This window comes from Streptomyces sp. NPDC087215 (assembly GCF_044744885.1).
Lineage (GTDB): Bacteria > Actinomycetota > Actinomycetes > Streptomycetales > Streptomycetaceae > Streptomyces.
The window spans coordinates 29,332-50,600 of the sequence record NZ_JBIUZD010000018.1; the positions used below are offsets into that span (position 1 = coordinate 29,332).

The 21,269-nt window shown below is 73.8% G+C and carries 7 protein-coding genes; 3 read left to right on the top strand and 4 right to left on the bottom strand.

Translation table 11 applies throughout. The features are described 5' to 3' along the window. Positions 1-373 precede the first annotated feature (373 nt). The 4 genes from ACIO92_RS30585 to ACIO92_RS30600 all read right to left on the bottom strand — a co-directional run bounded on the left by ACIO92_RS30585 (position 374) and on the right by ACIO92_RS30600 (position 17,915). Entirely contained in the window at positions 374-583 is a 210-nt protein-coding gene (locus tag ACIO92_RS30585) for an MbtH family protein (RefSeq protein WP_366444577.1), read from the bottom strand. Beyond that, positions 580-15,243: an amino acid adenylation domain-containing protein gene (locus tag ACIO92_RS30590; RefSeq protein WP_402596803.1), complete on the bottom strand. Its 14,664-nt coding sequence runs from the start codon at positions 15,241-15,243 to the stop codon at positions 580-582. The genes ACIO92_RS30585 and ACIO92_RS30590 overlap by 4 nt, the downstream gene beginning before the upstream one ends. 125 nt (positions 15,244-15,368) lie before the next feature. Then, positions 15,369-16,430, bottom strand: a complete 1,062-nt coding sequence (locus ACIO92_RS30595) for an iron-siderophore ABC transporter substrate-binding protein (protein WP_402280753.1) — start codon at positions 16,428-16,430, stop codon at positions 15,369-15,371. A 117-nt stretch (positions 16,431-16,547) separates the two neighbouring features. Next, positions 16,548-17,915: a lysine N(6)-hydroxylase/L-ornithine N(5)-oxygenase family protein gene (locus ACIO92_RS30600; protein ID WP_402280751.1), complete on the bottom strand. Its 1,368-nt coding sequence runs from the start codon at positions 17,913-17,915 to the stop codon at positions 16,548-16,550. Positions 17,916-18,181: 266 nt separating this feature from the next. Between ACIO92_RS30600 and ACIO92_RS30605 the strand changes: the two genes are divergently transcribed. The 3 genes from ACIO92_RS30605 (at position 18,182) to ACIO92_RS30615 (ending at position 21,220) form a co-directional block, all read left to right on the top strand. Beyond that, positions 18,182-19,129 carry a methionyl-tRNA formyltransferase gene (locus tag ACIO92_RS30605; RefSeq protein ID WP_401242040.1) on the top strand — a complete coding sequence of 316 codons (948 nt, stop codon included), beginning with the start codon at positions 18,182-18,184 and terminating at the stop codon, positions 19,127-19,129. Between the two features lie 26 nt (positions 19,130-19,155). Then, positions 19,156-19,983, top strand: a complete 828-nt coding sequence (locus ACIO92_RS30610) for a winged helix DNA-binding protein (protein ID WP_366444582.1) — start codon at positions 19,156-19,158, stop codon at positions 19,981-19,983. A 184-nt stretch (positions 19,984-20,167) separates the two neighbouring features. After that, positions 20,168-21,220 carry an iron-siderophore ABC transporter substrate-binding protein gene (locus ACIO92_RS30615; RefSeq protein WP_366444583.1) on the top strand — a complete coding sequence of 351 codons (1,053 nt, stop codon included), beginning with the start codon at positions 20,168-20,170 and terminating at the stop codon, positions 21,218-21,220. Positions 21,221-21,269: the final 49 nt, after the last annotated feature.

Sequence of the window (21,269 nt, forward strand, 5' to 3'; positions counted from 1 at the left end):
CCGGTACGACGGTGACACGTCGTACCGGCCCCCCTTTCCCGTACGGGCCCGCTCGTCCGGGCCCGTACGGGCCGGACCTCTCCTCACGGGGCCGGTCTCACGCGCGGGCCTAGTCACTTCCCGTACGGGGCCGAGGCCGGGCCCGTACGGGATACCCGGCCTCGATCCCGTACGGCACCGTGTCGATCCCTTACGGGCCGGTCCGGACCCGTGAGGGGCGCGGCACTCCCCCGTACGGGACGGCCCTCGTCCCCCACGGGGCGGACCGGCTCCCCGTACGGGGGCGGCTTCTTCCCTCACGGGTGCCCCTCCCCGTACGTACGACGGCCGCCCGCGGGGGAATCCCCCGCGGGCGGCCGTCGGTCGTGGTGGGTCAGCTCTGGCGGGCGGCCAGGCTCGCCGGGCGGAGGTCGGTCCAGTGGGTCTCGACGTGCGCCAGGCAGGCCTCGCGGGTGTCCTCGCCGAAGACGGTCCGCCATCCGGCGGGGACCTCGGCGAAGGACGGCCACAGCGAGTGCTGGTTCTCGTCGTTCACCAGGACCAGGAAACGGCCCTGCGGGTCCTCGAACGGGTTGGTGCTCATGCGTTCTCACTCCTCTTGTGGTGCACACCGGACAGCTGGGACAGGGGCTGCCCGGCGTTCCGGGTGGCCTTGCGCAGCAGGGTCTGGAACTCCTCGGCGAGGCGCTGGGCCTTCGCCGTGCCGATCCGTCGCGTCGCGTGGATCAGGGCGCAGTGCACGGGGCCCTCGCCCCGTGGTTCGTGGAAGCTGAGGGTCAGCTCGGCGCGGACCGCGCCCGTCGGGACGGCGACGAGGTCGCCGACCCCGCCCTCCAGGTCCGCGAGGTCGGCCTGCTCGTGGTGCATCACCCGCACCTGGGGGCCCTCCGGGCGCAGTCCGGCGGCCCGCACGACTTCGTCGTACGGCACCTCCTGGTGGTCCAGGGCGCTCAGGGTGGTCTCCCGGACACGGGCCAGGAGCTCGGTGAAGGTGGGGTCGCCCGCCGTGTCGGTGCGCAGCAGGACCGTGTTGAAGAAGCAGCCGACGAGGTCGGCGAGGCGGTCGTCGTCGCGTCCGGCGACCATCGTGCCGATGGGCAGGTCGGTGCCCGCGCCGTGATCCGTGAGCAGGGCGGCGAGGGCGGCGTGCAGCACCATGAACATGCTGGTGCCGGTGGTCCTGGCGAGCCGGTCGACGTCGGCGTGCAGCCGCTCGTCGAGGACGAACTCGACCTGTCCGGCCGCCGGTCGTCCGGTCGGCGCGGGCGCGTCGGCCGGGCCGTCCGAGGGCAGGGCCAGTTCCCGGGGGGCGCCCTGGAGGGTCCGGCGCCAGTGGTCCAGCTGCCGGTTGCCCCTGCTGTCCGGGTCGGCGGGGTCGCCGAGGACCTCGCGGGCCCAGCGGGCGTAGTCGGTGTAGCTCACCGGGAGCGGGGGCAGCTCGGGGGCGCGGCCCCCGGCGCGGGCCCCGTAGGCGGTGGTGAGGTCGCGGAAGAGCGGGACCACCGACCATTCGTCGACGGCGAGGTAGTGCAGGGTGAACACGACCGCCTGGGTGCCGTCGGGCGCGGTGAGCAGCCGGGCCCGCACCGGGGGTGCCTGCTCGGCCTCGGCGTCGGACGCGGCGAGTTCGGCGATGCGGGCGTCCAGGTCGGGGCAGTCCTCGACGGCGAGGACCGGGGCCGGGACGGGCCTGCGGACCAGGGTGGCGTCGTGTTCGGCGAAGGCGGTGCGGAGGGGTTCGTGGCGGGCGGTGACATCGGCCAGGGCCGCCGCGAGGGCCTCGGGGTCGAGGCCGCCGGGCGAGCGCAGGACGAGCGCGTGGTCGTGGGCCGGGCCGCGCCGGAGGGCGTCCCAGTGCCACCGCTGGACGGGGGCCGTGGGCAGGTCGGCGCCCTCGGTCCCGGGCGCGTCGGCGGGGCGCAGTTCGGGCCGGGCCGCTCGCGCTCCGTCGAGCTTGCCCGCGATCCCCGCGACGGTCGGGGAGTCGAAGACGTCCCGGATGCTCAGTTCGGCGCCGAACTCGGCGCGGACGCGGCCGAGGAGGCGCATCGCGGCCATGGAGTGGCCGCCGAGCGCGAAGAAGCTGTCGTGGGCGCCGATGTCGTCGAGGCGGAGGATCTCGCGGAAGAGCAGCGCGATCCTCTCCTCGGTGGCGGTGGCGGGGCGGGCGTCGCCGGTCATCGCCGACCAGTCGGGCGCGGGCAGCGCCTTGTGGTCGAGCTTGCCGTTCGGGGTGAGCGGCAGGGGCCCGTCGAGCGGGACGACGAGGGCGGGGACCATGTACTCGGGCAGCCGGGCGGCGAGGTGGGAGCGCAGTTCCCCGGGGTCGAGGTCCCGTCCGGTGCCCGGTTCGGGGACGGCGTAGCCGACGAGGCGGACGATGTCCCCGGCGTGGTCGGGCCGGACGGCGGCCTGGGCGACGGAGGGGTGACCTGCGAGGGCCGCCTCGATCTCGCCGAGTTCGATGCGGAAGCCGCGGATCTTCACCTGGGTGTCGACCCGGCCGAGGAAGTCGAGGTTGCCGTCGGCGCGCCAGCGGGCCCGGTCGCCGGTGCGGTACATACGGCTGCCGGGGGTCCCGTAGGGGTCGGCGACGAAGCGGTGCGAGCTGAGTCCGGGCTGTCCGAGGTAGCCCCGGGCGAGGCCGCGCCCGGCGACGTACAGCTCTCCGGTGACGCCGGGCGGCACGGGCCGCAGGTGCTCGTCGAGGACGTAGCAGCGGGTGTTGGGGTCGGGGCGGCCGATGGGTACGCGGCCGGGGGCGCGGCCGCCGTTCTCGCGGGCGGGCCAGAGGGTGGAGTTGACGGTCGCCTCGGTGAGTCCGTAGGCGCAGATCAGGTCGGCGGTGGCGCCGAAGCGTTCGAAGAGGTCCGGGGGGACGGTCTCGGTGCCGACGAGGACGGTCACGCCGTCGGGGAGGCGGCATTCGGACGGCAGGGCGGACATCAGGGACGGCGGCAGGATCATGTGGGTGATCCGCTGGGCGGCGAGGAAGTCGGTCAGGGCGGGGCCGGCGACCCGGGCCTCGTCCGTGACGAGGACGAGTCGGCCGCCGTGGCAGAGGGCCATGGCGAGTTCGAAGACGAAGACGTCGAAGCCGATGGAGGCGAACTGCAGGACGTGACTGTCGCGGCCGAGGCCCATCCGGTCGACGGCGGTGGCGACGAGGCTGGCGATGCCCTCGTGCGGGACGACGACGCCCTTGGGGCGGCCGGTGGAGCCGGAGGTGTAGATGACGTAGGCGGCCTGGTCGAGCCCGGCGGGACCGGCGGGCGGCGGGACGTCGGTGCCGTCCGGGATGTCGCTGGTGTCGGGGGCGTCGGTGGTGTCGGGGGCGTCGAGGAGCAGCACGGGGACGCCGGGGACGCCGGGGATCTTCCCGGCGACGGGTTCGGTGCCGACGACGACGGCGGCGCCGGAGTCCTCGATCATGTACTGGAGGCGGTCGCCGGGGTGGGCGAGGTCCAGCGGCAGGAACGCGGCGCCGAGCCGCAGGGCGGCGAGGACCGTGGCGACCATGTCGACGGAGCGGGGCACGGCCACGCCGACGACGCTCTCGGTGCCGACGCCGTGGCGGGCGAGGAGCCGGGCGAGGACGTCGGCGCGGGCGTCGAGTTCGGCGTAGGTCACCGCGCGGGAGCGTTCGACGACGGCGACGGCTCCGGGGTGTTCGGCGACCCGGCGGGCGAAGAGCGCGGGCAGGGTCTCCTCCTCGACCTCGCGGGGCGCCCCGTTGAAGTCGTCGAGGACGAGCCGGTGCTCCTCCCCGGTGAGGACGACGGCTTCGGACAGCGGGCGTCCGGGGGCCGTGACGAGGGCCGTGAGGAGCCGGGCCAGCCGGTCGGCGACGGCTTCGGCGGTCTCCCGGTCGAAGAGTTCGGTGGCGTACTCCAGACGGCAGGCGAGGGAGTCGTCCGCGCCGTCGGGCGTGGTGTGCTCCGTGAAGCTGAAGACGAGGTCGAACTTGGCGGTGCCGGTGCGGTGCGGCAGGTAGGAGGCGTCGAGTCCGGGCAGGCGGGGGGCCGTGTCCGTACGGACGTGGTGGCCGACCATCACCTGGAACAGCGGGTTGCGGGAGAGGGAACGGGTCGGGTTGAGGGCTTCCACGACCGACTCGAACGGCACGTCGGCGTGGGAGAAGGCGGCCAGGTCGGTCGCCCTGACCCGGGCGAGGAGCTCGGTGAAGGTGGGGTCGCCGGTGAGGTCGGTGCGCAGGACCAGGGTGTTGACGAAGAAGCCCACGAGGTCGTCCAGGGCCTCGTCCCCCCGTCCCGCGATGGGCGCGCCGAGGGGGATGTCGGTGCCCGCGCCGAGCCGGTGGAGCAGGGCGGCGACGGCCGCGTGGACCGCCATGAACATGCTGGCGCCGGTCTCTCGGGCGAGGCGCCGCAGGCCCTCGTGGGCCGTCCGGTCGAAGGTGACGTCGACGACGTCGCCGGTGAACGTGGGGCGGGCGGGGCGGGGCCGGTCGGTGGGGAGTTCCAGTTCCTCGGGGGCGCCGGCCAGGGCGGTGCGCCAGTGGGCGAGCTGCCGGGCGGCGACGCTGTCCTGGTCGGCGGGGTCGCCGAGGAGCCGCTGCTGCCAGAGGGCGTGGTCGGCGTACTGGACGGGCAGCGGCGCCCAGTCGGGGGCGGTGCCCGCGAGGCGGGCGGTGTAGGCGGTGGTCAGGTCCCGCAGGAAGGGGCGGTCGGACCACTCGTCGGTGGTGATGTGGTGGAGCAGGAGGACGACGACGTGGTCGTCGGGGGCGAGCTCCACGACGGTGGCGCGGACGGGGAGTTCGGCGGCGAGGTCGAAGGGGCGCCGGACGGCGGCGTCGACGATGCCGGGTATCTCGTCCTCGGTGGCGCGCAGGTGCTCGACGGTGGGTGCGGCCGTTCCGGTGGGCAGGATGCGCTGGAACGCCCGGCCGTCGTGTTCGGCCACGAGGGTGCGCAGCGATTCGTGCCGGTCGGTGACGTCGGCGAGGGCCGTGCGCCAGGCGGCGTGGTCGAGGGTGCCGCGCAGCCGCAGGACCAGCGGGAAGTTGTACGCGGCCGAGGCGCATTCGATCTGCTGGACGATCCACAGGCGCTGCTGGGCGTGGGAGAGCGGCAGTTCGGCGGGGCGGTCGGCGGCGACCAGGGCGGGGCGGGCGGGGCCGCGCGGGGCGGTGGCGCGCTCGGCCAGTTCGGCGACGGTGGGCGCCTCGAACAGGTCGCGGATGGCGAGTTCGGTGTGGAGCGCGGTGCGGGCGCGGCTGACCAGCCGGGTGGCGAGCAGCGAGTGGCCGCCGAGGTCGAAGAAGTCGGCGTCGATGTCGACGCTGCCCGCGGTCAGGCCGAGGACTTCGGCGAAGAGCCCGCAGAGGGTCTCCTCCTCGGGGGTGCGGGGGGCGCGGCCGGTGCGGGGGCCGGTGAGGTCGGGGGCGGGCAGGGCCTTGACGTCGAGCTTGCCGTTGACGGTGAGCGGCAGGGCGGCGACGGTGACGAGCGCGGCGGGGACCATGTAGTCGGGCAGGAGGACCTTGAGGTGCTCGCGGAGCCGCTGGGCCAGACCGTCGTCGGGCCGTCCTTCGCCGGACGGGCCGGACGCACGGGACGCGCCGGGCGTGTCCTCGGGCCGGTGCGGGGCGTCCTCGGGTACGACGTAGCCGACGAGGCGCTTGGTGCCCGCGGTCTCGTGGACGACGACGGCCGCGTGGGCGACCTCGGGGTGCGCGGACAGGGCCGTGGAGATCTCGCCGAGTTCGACGCGGTAGCCGCGGATCTTCACCTGGTCGTCGGTGCGGCCGAGGAAGTCGAGGAGGCCGTCGGGCCGCTGCCGTACGAGGTCGCCGGTGCGGTACATGCGTTCGCCCGGTGCGCCGAAGGGGTCGGCGACGAACCGTTCGGCGGTGAGCGCGGCCCGGTCGTGGTAGCCGCGGGCGAGTCCGGTGCCCGCGATGTACAGCTCGCCGGGGCAGCCCGGCGGGACGGGTCGCAGCATCGCGTCCAGGACGTGGGCGCGGGTGTTGCGGATGGGGCGGCCGACGGTGGGGGTGGCGCTCTCCTCGGTGGAGCCGCCGAGGGTGTTGATGGTGTATTCGGTGGGGCCGTACAGGTTGTACCCGTAGGTGCCCTCCGTGCGGCGCAGCCGGGTCCAGACGGTGTCGGAGACGGCTTCGCCGCCGAGCAGGACCAGGGCGGGGCGGTGCTTGCCGGTGTCCTCGTCGTGGTCGAGCAGGCCTTCCTCGACGAGGAGCTGGGCGTAGGTGGGCGTCACGTTGACCACGTCGACGCGGTGCGCGTCGCAGTAGGCGACGAGCGCCTCGGCGTCACGGCGGAGTTCCTCGTCGCAGACGTGCACCTCGTGGCCCTCGACGAGCCACAGCAGTTCCTCCCACGACATGTCGAAGGCGAAGGACACGGTGTGCGCGATGCGCAGTCGGCGTCCGCCGGTGGCGGCGATCGCCGGGTCGAAGACCTCCTTCTGGTGGTTGAGCTGCATGTTCGTCAGTCCCCTGTAGGGGGTGACGACGCCCTTGGGGCGGCCGGTGGAGCCGGAGGTGTAGATGACGTACGCGGGGTGGTCGAGGCGGTCCGGGAGGCCGCGCGCGAACGCGGGCCGTTCGGTGTCGTCGACGGCGTCGCCGGAGAGCCCGGCGAGTTCGGCGGTGACCGCCGGGTCGTCGAGGAGGAGTTCGGGGGCGACGGGGCCGTCTTCGCGCCGCAGTGTCGGGGCGACGGCGGCGGTGGAGACCAGGCAGAGGGGGCCGGTGTCCTCGGCCATCAGGCGCAGCCGGTCGGCCGGGTGGTCGAGGTCGAGCGGCAGATAGGCGGCGCCGGTGCGCAGGACGGCGAAGAGGGCGACGACCATCTCGATGGAGCGGGGCAGGGCGAGCGCGACGACCTTCTCGGGCCCGGCGCCCCGGGCGAGCAGCAGCCGGGCGTACCGGTTGACCTGCGCGTCGAGTTCCGCGTACGTGAGGGAGCGGGCCCCGAAGACCAGGGCGACGGCGTCGGGGGTACGGGTGGCCTGGGCGGCCAGCAGGTCGGCGACGGTGTCGTCGGGCAGCGGTTCGCGGGTGGACTCCCGGGCGGCGGCGAGCGCGGTCCGCTCGGCGGGGAGCAGCAGGTCCGTGCCCGCGGTCGTGGCGGTCTCGGCGTCCGCTCCGGCGAGGGCGGAGGCGAGCCGGTCGAGGACGGTGGTGAAGCGGCTCAGGATCGTGGTGGCCGCCCCGGCGTCGAACAGGTCGGGCCGGGCGGCGAGGGTCACCCGCAGGCGGGCGCCGGGGGTGACGATCAGGGTGAGCGGGAAGTGGGTGCCGTCCACGTTGGACACCCCGGTGATGCCGTGGCGTTCGCGGAGGGCGGCGGCCCGGTCCTCGCCGTCCGCCGAGCGGAGCACGAAGAGGGTGTCGAAGAGGCGGCGGTGCCCGGTCTCCTGCTGGAGGGTGCCGAGGCCCACGTACTCGTACGGCATGACGGCGGCGCGCTCGGACTGCATCCGGCGCAGCAGGGCGAGCAGCGGCTCGCCGGGGGCGAGGGCGACGCGGGCGGGGACGGTGTTGAGGAACATGCCGATGATGCCGGCGACGTTCGGGACGTCCGCCGGGCGGCCCGAGACGGCGGTGCCGAAGGCGATGTCGGAGCGGCCGGTGGTCGCGGAGAGGACCAGGGCCCAGGCGGCGTTGAGGACGGTGTTCAGGGTGAGGCCGTGGCGGCGGGCGGCGGCCCGCAGCCGGTCCCCGGTCTCCTGGTCGAGCCGGGCGTCGAAGTCCACCGGGATGACCGGGCCGGTGTCGCGGCCCGAGGGGGCGAGCAGGGTGGGCTCGTCGAAGCCCGCGAGGGCCCGGCGCCAGGCGTCCTTGGCGAGGGTCGTGTCCTGGGCGTCGAGCCAGGCGAGGTGGTCGCGGTAGTCGCCGGGCCGCGGGAGCCCGGCGGGGTCGCCGGCCCGCTCGTACAGGGTGAACAGCTCTTCGAGGAACAGCCAGGCGGACCAGCCGTCCCAGAGGATCAGGTGGTGGGTGACGACGAGCCGGTCCCGGCCGTCGCCGAGGCGGACGAGGAGGAGGCGGCAGAGCGGTGCGGCGGCGAGGTCGAAGCGCTGCCTGCGGTCGGCGGCGAGGAGTTCCTCGGTACGGGCCCGCTGCTCGTCGGCGGGCAGACCGGACAGGTCGGCCTCGACGAGCGGGATCTCGGCGCCCTCCACGATGAACTGCACCGGCTGGGGCAGTCCGTCGCTGGTGAATCCGGCGCGCAGTCCGGTGTTGCGGTCGAGGAGGGTCCGGCAGGCGGCCCGCAGCCGTGCGGTGTCGATCCGCCGGTCGAGGTCCAGGGTCTCCTGGGACTGGTAGACGTCGAGCGCGTCACCGGCGTCGTAGGTGGCGTGGAAGTACATGCCCTCCTGGAGCGGGGAGAGCGGCCAGATGTCGGAGACGGGCCGTCCGGCGGCGGTGTGGACGCGGGCGGTCTCCTCGGGGGTGAGGTCGGGTCCCCCGAAGGCGGCTTCGGGCTCCGGTTCCGGTTCCGGTTCCGCCGGGGGCGCGGCGGCGGTGAGCTGGTCGAGGAGGGCCTTGAGCGCCGGGTCGACGGCGGCGCCGGACCGCTGCTGGAGGGCGAGGACGGCCTGGAGGGCGGCGGCGGCCTGCCCGGCGTCGGTTGCGGAGACGGTCACGCCGTCGGGCTGCACGGGTACCTCGGGGGTGTCGGCGGATACGGGTGGGGCGGGGGTGTCCGGGACGGCGGCGGCGAGGGCGGCCGGGGTGCGGTGCTCGAAGACGTCGCGGGGGCTGAGGTCCAGTCCCCTCTCACGCGCGCGCGTGGCGACGGAGATCGAGCTGAGGCTGTCGCCGCCGAGCACGAAGAAGTCGTCCTCGGCGCCCACGCCCGGGATGCCCAGGACCTCGGCGAAGACCGCGCACAGGGCGTGCTCGCGCGGGCTCCGGGGCGCGCGTCCGGCGGCCCGGGGGGCCGTCTCGGGCGCGGGCAGGGCGTTCTGGTCGAGCTTGCCGCTGGGGGTCAGCGGCAGTTCGGCGACGACCACGACGGCGCCCGGCACCATCGGGGCGGGCAGCGCGCCCTCCAGGGCGGTCCGCAGGGCCTCTCCGGCGAGGGTGGCGCCGGGGGCGGCGACGGCGTAGCCGACGAGGGTTCCGGCGCGGACGACGACGGCGGCGCGGGCCACGCCGGGCAGCGCGGCGAGGGCGGTCTCGATCTCGCCGGGCTCGACGCGGTTGCCCCGGATCTTGACCTGCCGGTCGGTGCGGCCGAGGTACTCCACGGCGCCGTCGGCGCGGCGGCGCACCAGGTCGCCGGTGCGGTACATCCGCTCCCCCGCCGTCCCGTACGGGTCGGCGACGAAGCGTTCGGCGGTGAGGCCGGGGCGGTCGTGGTAGGCGCGGGCCAGCTGGACCCCGGCGAGGTACAGCTCGCCGGGGACGCCGTCGGGCACCGGTCGCAGGAACGGGTCGAGGACGTGCAGCCGGGTGTTCCACACGGGCCTGCCGATCGGCACGGCCGGGGCGTCACCGCCCTCGTAGGGGAAGTACGTGACGTCGACGGCCGCCTCGGTGGGGCCGTACAGGTTGTGCAGCGGGACGGGCGGGCGGCCGTGCCGGGAGGTCAGTTCCGACCAGCGCCGGGCGTCGGCGCCGGTGAGCGCCTCGCCGCTGCAGAACACCCGGCGCAGGCTCGCCGCCCAGTCGGGGGTGCCGGGCCCGGGGGCCGGGGCGGTCTCCATGACCCGGGTGAACGCGGCCAGCATCGAGGGCACGAAGTGCAGGGTGGTGACGGCCCGGCGGGCGACGAGACCGGCGAGGTACTCCGGGTCCCGGTGCCCGTCGGGGCGGGCGAGGACGACGGTGGCGCCCTCGACGAGCGGCCAGAAGAACTCCCACACGGACACGTCGAAGCTGGACGGCGTCTTCTGGAGGACCCGGTCGTCGGCGGTCAGCCCGTACGCGCCCTGCATCCAGGCCAGCCGGTTGACGACGGCCCGGTGGGTGACGGCGACGCCCTTGGGGCGTCCGGTGGAGCCCGAGGTGTAGATCAGGTAGGCGGGGTGGTCGGGTCCGGCGGAGCGGGCGGGGGCGGTGGTGTCCGTGGCGGCGGCTTCGTCCCCGGCGGCGGTGCCGTTCTCGTGTTCCGCGCCGATGAGGAGGTGCGCGAGGCCGGGGACGGCCGGGAGCCGTCCGGCGGACCCCTCGGTCGTCACGGCCAGCCGGGCGCCGGAGTCGGCCAGCATGAACGCCACCCGGTCGGCCGGGTAGTCGAGGTCGACCGGGAGGTAGGCGGCGCCCGCCTTGAGGACGCCGAGGAGGGCGACCATCAGTTCCGCCGAGCGCGGGACGGCGACGGCGACGTACGTCTCGGGTCCCGCGCCGCGCGCCCGCAGCCGCCGGGCCAGCGCCTCGGCCCGCCGGTCGAGCTCGGCGTAGCTGAGGACGGTGTCCTCGAAGGCGACGGCCGGGGCGTGCGGGGTGCGGGCCGTCCGGTCCGCGATCAGGGAGGCGAGGGTGGTCTCCGGGACGGGGTGCGCGGTGGCGTTCAGTTCCGTCAGGTGCTCCCGCTCGCGGGCGGAGAGCAGATCGGTGCGGGCGACGGTGCGGGCGGAGTCGGAGACCACGGTCCGCAGCAGGCCCGTGAACCGGTTGGCGAGGACGGCGACCGCGACCTGGTCGAGTCGCGCCGCGTCGTGCTTGAACCGCAGCAGCAGCCCGTCGGCGGAGGGCTCGACCACGAGGGCGAGCGGGTAGTGGACGGCGTCGAGGACCTCGGCGCCGGTGACGAGGGGACCGTCGTCGGCGGGGAGCCCTCCGGGGCGGGCACCGGGGCCGGACGCGTCCCGGTCGCGGACGGGGTCGTTCCCGGTGGGGTAGTTCTCGAAGACCACGAGCGTGTCGAAGAGTTCGCCGCCGCCCGCGATCCGCTGGATCTCGGCGAGACCGAGGTGCTGGTGGTCCAGGAGGGCGCTGTGCTCGTCCTGGACGCGCCGGAGCAGACCGGTCAGGGTCTCGTCGGGGCGCAGGGTGACCCGGGCGGGGACCGTGTTGACGAACAGGCCCACGGCGGAGTCCAGGCCGGGGACCTCGGTGGTCCGGCCCGACACCGTGGTGCCGAAGACGATGTCGTCGGCACCGGTCAGCGCACCGAGCAGCAGTCCCCACACGCCGTGGACGACGCTGCTCAGGGTGAGCCCGTGGGTCCTGGCGTAGGCGGTGAGCGCGTCGCCGAGGTCCCGGGGCAGGCGGGTGTCGACCTGTTCGGGCCTGGCGGGTGCGGACGGGCCCGGCTCCGTGGGCGCGGCGCCCTCCGGGGCGGGCAGCCGGGTGGGGCCTTCGAGCCCGGCCAGGGCCTCGCGCCAGGCCGTGCGGGCGGCCTCGCGGTCCCGGCCCGCGAGCCAGGAGAGGTACGGTTCCGGCGCCACCGCGGGAGCGAGGCCGGCGCCCCGGTAGGCGGCGGTCAGCTCGCGCAGCAGGACGGCGACCGACCAGCCGTCGGCGACGATGTGATGGAGGGTCAGGAGCAGCCGGTGGCGCGGTCCTTCGGTGAGGAGGGTGGCGCGCAGCAGCGGCGCCCGGCCGAGGCCGAACGGCAGCTCCCGGTCCTCGCGGAGGATCTCGTCCAGGGCCGTCACGGCGGTGTCGGCCTCCCGCCAGGGGAGGGTCACCCGGTCCGCGAGCCGCTGCACGACCCGGCCGTCCGGCAGCTGGCGGAACGAGGCGCGCAGCAGCGGGTGGCGGTCGAGGAGCAGTTGGAGCGAGGTGCGGAGCCGTTCCGGGTCCACCCGTTCCGAGAGGTCGAGGAGTTCCTGCACGACGTACAGGTCGGCGGCCGTGCCGTCGAACTCGGCGTGGAAGAAGAAACCTTCCTGGAGCGGCGAGACGGGCAGCGCGTCCGTGTCGAGGTCCACCCGGGGCGCGGGGGCGGCGGGCGCCCCCGCGCTACCGGCGGCCGTGGCGAGCGCGGCGACGGTCCGGTGCCGGAAGACCTCGCGCGGGGTGACGGCGAGACCGGCCTCGCGGGCCCGGTTCACCAGCCGGACGGCGACGATGCTGTCACCGCCGAGCTCGAAGAAGCTGTCGTGGACGCCGACCGAGGGCAGCCCGAGGACCTCGGCGAAGAGCGCCGCGAGGGTGGTCTCGGCGGGGGTGGTCGGGGCGTCGGCGCCGGACAGGGACGTCCAGCGGGGGTCGGGCAGGGCCTTGGTGTCGAGCTTGCCGTTGGGGGTCAGCGGGAGCGGGCCGTCGAGCACGACGACCGCCGAGGGCACCATGTGCTCGGGCAGCGCCCCGGCCACGCGCGCGCGTGCGGCGGCGACGGCTGCGGCGGTGAGGTCGGCGCGGTCGGCGTCGTCGGCCGGGGGCCGTGTCCCGTCCTCGGTCACGGGTCCGGTCCCGGTCCCGGTCTCGGATCCGGTCTCGGATCCGGTCTCGGATCCGGGACCCGCTTCGAGCCCTGCCGGGGTCACCGGGACGACGTACGCGACCAGGCGCTTGACGCCCCGGTGGTCCTCGCGGGCCAGGACGGCGGTCTGGGCGATGCCCTCGCAGGCCATGAAGGTGCTCTCGACCTCGCCCGGTTCCACCCGGTGGCCCCGGATCTTGATCTGGCCGTCGGCGCGGCCCAGGAACTCCAGGTTGCCGTCGGCTCCCCAGCGGACCCGGTCGCCCGTGCGGTACATCCGGGTGCCGGGGGCTCCGTAGGGGTCGGCGACGAACCGCTCCGAGGAGAGGCCCGCGCGGCCCAGGTAGCCGCGTGCGAGGCCGCGCCCGGCGACGTACAGCTCTCCCTCCGTGCCGACGGGCACCGGCCGCAGCGCCGTGTCGAGGACGTAGGCGCGGGTGTTGGGGTCGGGCCGGCCGATGGGCGCGGGGCCCGGCCGGTCGGGGTCGGCGGTCCAGAGCGTGGAGTTGACGCTCGCCTCGGTCAGCCCGTACGCGACGACGACGCGGAGCCGTCCCTCCCAGCGGGCGATCAGCTCGCCGGGTACCGCCTCGGTGCCGACGACGAGCACCGCGCCGTCGGGGAGTTCGCACTCCTGCGGCAGCGCGGACACCAGGGAGGGCGGCAGGATCATGTGGGTGGCGCGGTGGCGCGCGATGTACTCGGTGAGCGCGGGGCCCGCGACCCGGCGTTCGGCCGGGACGAGGATGATCCGGCCGCCGACGCACAGGGACATGATCAGGTCCCACACGGTGACGTCGAAGCCGACGGAGGCGAACTGCACGACCCGGCTGTCGGCGGTGACGCCGATCCGGTCGGTGGCGGTGGCGATGAGGCTGCCGACGCCGTCGTGCGGGACGACGACCCCCTTGGGGCGGCCGGTGGAGCCGGAGGTGTAGATGACGTACGCGGCCTGGTCCAGCGGCACGGGCGGCGCCGGGGGCAGGGCGGTCGCGGCGGCGAGGGCCTCGGTGACGGCCGGGTCGTCCAGGAGCAGCGGGGCGGTGTCCGGGGCCTCGGGCAGCTCGGCGGCCAGCTCCCGTACGGTGACGACCGTACGGGCCCCGGCGTCGGCCAGCATGTAGGCGATCCGGTCCCGGGGGTGGTCCGCGTCGAGCGGCAGATAGGCCCCGCCCGCCTTCATGACGGCGAGGAGCGCGACGACCAGTTCGGGCGAGCGGGGCAGGGCCACGCCCACCACGTCCTCGGTGCCGACGCCCCGGGCGCGGAGCACGCGGGCCAGCCGGTCGGCGGCGTCGTCGAGGGCGGCGTAGGTCAGCTCCCGGTCCTCGCAGACCAGGGCGACGGCCTCGGGGGTCCTGCGGACCTGCTGTTCGAAGGCGGCGGGCCAGGAGAGTTCGGTGACCTCGCGCGGGGCGGTGCCGAACTCGTCCAGGAGGAGGGCGCGTTCGGCGCCGGTGGTCAGCTCGGCGCGGCCGAGGGGCCGGTCGGGGTGCCGGGTGAGGGCGTCGAGCACGGCGAGGAAGCGGTGCTCGTGGGCGGCGAGGGTCTCGGGGTCGCAGACGTCGGCGTCCACGTCGAGGTGGAGGGTGTGTCCGCTCCCTCCGGGGCCCTCGGCGAAGGAGAAGGCGAGGTCGCTGACCGGGCCGAGCCAGACGGGGCGCAGTTCGGCCTGGAGTCCGGCGAAGGCGGGGCGGGCGAGGCGGGGCAGCACGTTGACGGTCGGGCCGACCAGTTCCGGTACGCCGTCGACCAGGCCCAGTTCCCTGGCCAGGTCCTCGGCGCGGTGGCGGCCGTGCGCGACGGCGTCCGCGACCGTGTCGTGGACCTGTGCCAGGAGGGCCCTGCCGGTGGTGGCGGGGCGGACGGCGAGGCGCAGCGGGACGATGTTGGAGACCATGCCGGGGACGCGGGCGGAGACCTCGTCGTGCCGGGCGGTGACGGGGAGTCCGACGACGAGGTCCTGCTCGCCGGTGGCCCGGTGCAGATAGGCGGCGACGGCGGCGACGAGGACCCGGGAGGGCCGGACGTCGGCGGCGTGCGCGACGGCGTTCAGCCGCTCGACGGTCGCGGGGTCCAGTTCCGTGGTGCGCCGCAGTCGTCGGGTCATGGGGGAGGCGCCGCGTGCCACGAGCCGGACGGGTTCGGGGCGGTCGGCCATCCGCTCCAGCCACCAGGCGCGGTCGGCGGTGTGCCGCTCGGAGGTGCGGTAGGCGTGGTCGGCCTCGACGAGCCGGGCGAGGGAGCCGGGGTGCGGGCCGGTTCCGGCCGGGGCGTCCGTGGGGTTCCGACGGGCCGGGGCCCCGGTCGCGGTCCCGGCGTCGGGGGTCTCGGCGCCCGGGGTCCGGGGCTCGGCCGCCGGGGGTCCGTCCGGTGCCCCGGCCGCGTACAGTTCGCCCGCGCGCCGGGTGATGAGGGCCGCGGCGGCGCCGTCGGCGACGATGTGGTGGTAGCGCTGGCACCACAGGACCCGGTCGTCCGCGAGGCGCAGCAGGGTGTGGCCGGTGAGCGGGCCCTCGGCGAGGTCGGCGGGCCGTTCGCGGTCGGCGGCGATCCAGTGGGCGGCCGCTTCGTCGGGGTCGTCCGTGTGGCGCAGGTCGGCCAGGCCGACGGCGACGGGGTGGGCGCCGGGTTCCTGGCGCGGTCCTCCGTCACCGGCGGTGAACCGTACGTGCAGGCTCTCGGCCTCAAGGACGGCGCGGCGGACGGCGCCGGTGAGGCGGTCGAGGTCGACGGCTCCTCGGAGGTGGAGCGCGAACACGATGTTGTAGGCGGTGCTGTCCGGTTCGATCTGCTGGGCCAGCCAGATGCCGGACTGCCCTCCGGTGACGGGGAGGCCGGAGGCGGGCTTCCGGTCGGACTCGACGTCGAACATCGTACGAAGTGGCCTTTCCCTGGGGGTGCGGGGTGGTGGCGGCACAAACCGGCGACGGCGTGGCGCAGGTCGCCACGCCGTCGGTCGGTCCGGCTCCTCGCCGGTGGGGCATCAGCTGCCGGGCGTCACTTGACGGCCGTGAGCAGGGGCTCGATCTCGTCGATGGCGTACGGGATCGACAGGACGGTGTTGAAGGAGAAGGCGGCGCCGATGTCGGGGTCCTGGTAGGGCACGAAGAGGTCGCGCTTCTCCTGGTTGACCTTGAGCTTCTCGTAGAGCGGCTCGGCCTTGATGCGGTCGTTGGCGTCGGTGCTGGAGGTGACCCAGACGAGCCGGTCGACGTCGAGGACGTCGAGCTTCTCCGCGCTCAGCTCGGCGACGTTCCAGCCGGGCTTGGCCAGGGTGTCGATCTCCGGCGCGAGCTTGAAGCCCAGCGCGTTGAAGAAGATCGACTTGGGGTCGGTCTTCGTGAACGCGGAGTACTTGCCCGCCTCGAAGCTGTCGGCGACGGCGAGGGTCTTCGTCGCCCACTCGGGGTGCTTGTCGCGGACGGCCTTGAACCGGGTGTCGATGTCCGCGATCAGCTTGTCGGCCTCGGTGCCCTTGCCGAGCGCCTTGCCGATCTGCTGGGTCATCAGCTGCCAGGGGGCGCCGTAGTCCGGGTGGTCCTTGGGCTGGGCGACGACCTTGGTGAACTTGGAGAGCGTGTCGTACTGCTCCTTCTTCATCCCCGAGTACTGGGCGATGACGAGGTCCGGCTTGAGCGCGGCGATCTTCTCGATGTTGTACTCGTCGCGCTCGCCGACGATCTGGGGCTGGGTCGAGCCCCACTTCTCCTTGGCCCAGGGCCACTTGCCGTAGGGCTTCTCCTTGAACCAGTCGACCGCGCCGGCCGGCTTGACGCCGAGGGCGAGCACCGCGTCCTGGTCGGAGAGGCCCAGGGTGACGATCGTCTTCGGTTCCGCGTCGATGGTCGTGGAGCCGTACTTGTGCTCGACGGTGACGGGGAACGCGGCGGACGTGCCGGATCCGCCGGCCGGGGCCTTGGAGGTGGGCGCGGCGGGCGAGTCGCCGTTGCCGGATCCGCCGCCGCAGGCGGCGAGGGCGAGGGCCGCCGCCGTGGCGACGGCGATCCTGGGGGCGGATCTGGCGAACCGCGCGAGGGCGGTGCGAGGACCAGCGGACACGGACGTTCCTTTCGGGGATACCTGGTGCGTGCCCCGCCCGCCGGGTGCGGGTGACTCCGTCCGGCGGGCGGGGCGTTGGTGCGGTTGGTGCGTGGGGGGTGGCGCTGAGGGGGCGCGCTAGCGCGCGGTGCCGACGCCGTCGGCCAGTGGCCGGATCTCGTCGGTGGTGCGGGTTCCGCCGGTGTCGGCCAGACCGCGGTCGAGGACCGAGTCGAGGATCTCGCCGACCCTGATCGCCGTGTTGGAGAGCAGCGACGAGGTGATGCCGTGGGTGTGCTCGGTGCCGCCCTGGAGGTAGATCCCGCAGCGGAGTTCGGCGTCGGTGGCGAGCCGGTAGTCGCGCTCGACGCGGACCCGTCCCTGGTCGTCGCGGTGGCAGCGGTCGGCGACCGGGCCGAGCAGACCGAGGGGTTCGGCGGGGCTGTAGCCGGTGGCGTAGACGACGATGTCGGCGTCGAGCGTGGTCTCCTCGCCCGTGACCAGGGAGGTGACGAAGGCGCGGACCTTGTCGGGGCCGTCCTCGACGCCGGTGAGCCGGGAGACGTTGATGAAGCGGAGCCGTTCGGTCCCGAGGACCTTCTCCTGGTACGCCTGGCGGTAGAGGTCGTCGATGAGGTCGATGTCCACCACGGAGTAGTTGGTGTTCCCGTGGTAGTCCATCAGCTTGCGCTTCACGTCGTCGGGGGCGGTGAAGTACTCGTCGACGGCGTCGGGGTCGAAGATGCGGTTGGCGAAGGCGCTGTCGTCGGCGGGGCTGTAGCCGTAGCGCGAGAAGACGGCGCAGATCTCGGCCTCGGGGAAGCGCCGGTGGAGGTAGGCCACGTTCTCGGCGGCGCTCTGTCCGGCGCCGACGACCACGAACCGCTCCGGGGAGGTGCCTTCGAGCCCTTCGACCTTGGCGAGCAGGTCGGAGTTGTGCCAGACGCGGTCGCTGCGGTCGACGCCTTCGGGCATCCGGGGCCGGAGCCCGGTGCCGAGGACGAGGTTGCGGGCGCGGTGGACGACGAGTTCGGTGCCGGACCGGGCGGTCACGTCGAGGTACTCGATGACGCCGTCGCGTTCGACCGGTTCCACGGAGACGATCTCGTGGCCGTACGAGACCATGTCGTCGACCTTGGACGCGGCCCACTCGAAGTAGTCGTGGAACTCGACGCGCAGCGGGAAGAGGTTCTTGTGGTTGACGAAGTCGATCAGCCGGCCCCTGCTCTGCAGGTAGCAGAGGAAGCTGTACTCGCTGGTCGGATTGCGCAGGGTCACCAGGTCCTTGAGGAAGGACACCTGCATGGTCGCGTCGTCGATCAACATGCCGCGGTGCCAGCCGAAGCGGGGCTGGCGCTCGAAGAAGTGGGCGGTGACCGCCTCTTGCCTTCCGACGCGTGCGTTGTGCTCGCTGAGCGCTATCGCCATGGCCACATTGGACGGCCCGAAGCCGATGCCTATGAGGTCGTGGACCAGAGGTGCGTCATCAGGAGGAACCTGCGACATGTCGCTCCCATCGTGCGGGAAAGTGCGGGAAGGGGGGCTGAAATGAGGCGGAAGGTGGGCAGGAGCACCGGGCACACGGGCGCCACCGATCGACCGCCGAGCCGAACTTAGGTAAAGCTAACCTGATCTGACGACGCTGTCGACGGGGTAAAACGGACATCACCGGGACGTTCTCGCTCAAGCGGGGTCGAAATCAAGCCAGTTGCGGTGTTAGGTAAGCCTTGCTTTACTGACGCCGGTCAATCGCTCTACCGAGGAGGAAGCCCATGCGGGTCGTCATGTTCGGCTATCAGACCTGGGGCCACCGCACCCTCCAAGCGCTCCTGGACTCCGAACACGAGGTCGTCCTCGTCGTGACGCACCCCAGGAGCGAGAACGCCTACGAGAAGATCTGGAGCGACTCGGTCGCCGATCTCGCCGCCGAGCACGGCGTGCCCGTCGTCATCCGCAACAGGCCGGACGACGAGGAGCTGTTCACGCGCCTCAAGGAGGCCGAGCCGGACATCATCGTCGCCAACAACTGGCGCACCTGGATCCCGCCGCACGTCTACGGGCTGCCCCGGCACGGCACCCTGAACATCCATGACTCGCTGCTGCCCAAGTACGCGGGCTTCTCCCCGCTGATCTGGGCCCTGATCAACGGCGAGACCGAAGTCGGCGTCACCGCCCACATGATGGACGAGGTGCTCGACGCGGGCGACATCGTCCAGCAGCGGTCCGTGGCCGTCGGTCCGACGGACACGACCACCGACCTCTTCCACAAGACGGTCGACCTGATCGCGCCCGTCACCGTCGAGGCGCTCGACCTGATCGCCTCCGGGCGGGCCGAGTTCAGGAAGCAGGACCGCACGCAGGCCAGCTTCTTCCACAAGCGGGCCGAGGAGGACATCAGGATCGACTGGAGCTGGCCCGCCGAGACCCTGGAGCGGCTGGTCCGCGCCCAGTCCGCGCCCTACCCGAGCGCCTTCACCTTCCACCGGGGCAAGCGCCTCGAAGTGCTCTCCGCCGTGGTGTCCGAGGGACTATACGGGGGCACTCCCGGCCGGATCTTCTACCGCGAGGGCGACGGCGTCGTGATCGTCGCCGGTGCCGACGCCCGGACCGGCCGCAACCACGGCCTCGCCGTCACCCGGGTCCGGACGGAGGACGGGCGCGAACTGCCGGCCGCCGAGTACTTCACCTCCATGGGCGGCTACCTCACCGGCCGTCCCTGACGCGCCGGGAGAGCGAGGAGCAGCCGATGGACCAGCCGGTCGTCACCGGTTTCCCGCACCATCTCCCGGGGGCGACGTTCGCCGTCGTCGGCGTCGCGAGCGCGCCGACGGACTGGGCGAAGGTCTTCCGCTCGCTCGCCGAGGCCGGTCCGGCCCTCGAACCGGCCACGGGCGCGGGGACGGCCACCGTCCCCGACTCCCCCGGCGTTCCCGCATCGCCGCTGGAGTCGGCGCACGGGTCGGCGCGGGAGCCGACGCCAGCGGCGGCGCAGGACCCGTCACGGGACCCCTCGCCGGAACCGTCACCGACGTCGGCACAGGGCCCGCCCCCGGCCGCGTCCCGGGCGCGAGCGCCCAGGACGTCGCCCGCGCGGGCCATGACCCCGCCCAGCGTGCTCGGTCTGAACGCGTACCTCATGCACGCCGTCGGCCGGTCCGCGCGGCGGCGCCTCGCGGAGACACTGGAGGCCCGGGGGTTACGCCTCTGGCACCTCACCGTGATGACGCTGCTCGCCGACCTCGGCCCGCAGATGAAGACCGCCCTGGCCACCCGGCTCGCCATCAACGCCAGCGACCTGGTGAAGGTCGTCGACGATCTGGCGCGCGCCGGGCAGGTGGACTGCGTCCGGGACCACGTCGACCGGCGCCGGGTCGTCGTACGCCTGACTCCCGAGGGCACGGCCGCGCTGCGGGAGCTGAGCGCCGAGATCGCGGCGGTGGACGACGAGGTGCTCACCCCGCTGGACGCCGGGGAGCGTGAGCAGCTGGCCGCTCTGCTGCGCCGGGTGCACGCGCATCTGGAACCGCCTCCGGCCGGTGGCCGCCCGGCCGCGCGCGGAGCGCTTCCGGGGTGAAGTCCCAGGTGGGCCGCGTGTCGATCAGATGCGCGGCCCTCCTCCCCGGGTTCGAGCAGGGTCAATAAATAGGTTAGGCTCACCTAACAAGCGCCTCGCGATGGCCGCTGCTCCCGTACACATCCGTCTGCGGGGGCGTCAGGCGGGGCGACAGCACATCCCTGCCCGGAGACAAGGATCCACCATGCCTTCTGTGTTCACCCCCGTCCGCCGTCGCGTCCTCGTGGCGAGCGCCGCCGCGGTCTCGCTCGGCCTCATGGCGACCGGGTGCGGCTCGGACGACAAAAAGGACAGTGCCCCGGACTCCGCGGCCAAGGCTCCCGCCGGCGCCTTCCCCGTCACCCTCAAGAGCGCGCTCGGCGAGGCCGTCATCAAGGAGAAGCCGAAGCGCGTGGTGACCCTCGGTCAGGGTTCGGCCGAGACCGCCATCGCCCTCGGCAACGTCCCGGTCGGTGTCGAGGAGTACACCTGGGGCAGCGACAAGACCGGCTACCTCCCCTGGATCCACGCGGCCGTGACCAAGTCCGGCGGCACGCTGCCCAAGCAGTTCAAGGGCGGCGAGGAGCTCGACATCGAGGCCATCACCGAGCTGGAGCCCGACGTCATCCTGGCCCCCTGGTCGGGCATCACGCAGAAGCAGTACGACATCCTGAAGGACATCGCGCCCACCGTCGCCTACCCCGAGAAGGCGTGGAGCACGAACTGGGACCAGCAGATCGAGATCGTCGCCAAGGCGCTCGGCCAGCCGGAGAAGGCCAAGGAGCTGGAGTCGAAGATCGACAAGCAGCTCTCGGACGCGGCCGCCTCCCGCCCCCAGTACAAGAACGTCACGTTCTCGTACATCTACAACACCGGCCCCGGCAGCCTCGGCATCTTCAAGCCCGAGGAGCAGCGCGTGGCGATGGTGTCCAAGCTCGGCCTGAAGGTGGACCCGGTCGTCGACTCCTTCAAGGAGACCGAGGGCACCGACTCCGCCCTCATCGGCCTGGAGAACGCCAACAAGCTGTCCGCCAGCGACATCGCCTTCACCTTCTACATGGACGACAAGTCCCGCAAGGAGATCGAGGCCCAGCCCCTCTACGCGGCCATCCCCGCCGTGAAGAAGCAGGCCCTCGTCTACAGCCACGACCAGCCGTTCGTCACCGCCTCGTCGATGATCAACCCGCTGACCGTGCCGTACAGCATCGAGCGCTACCTGCCGATGATCGACAAGGCCGTCGCCAAGGCCGGGAAGTAACCGCGGTCCCGGCGTGACCACTCCTTCCCGGACCCTTCGAGGCCCCGCC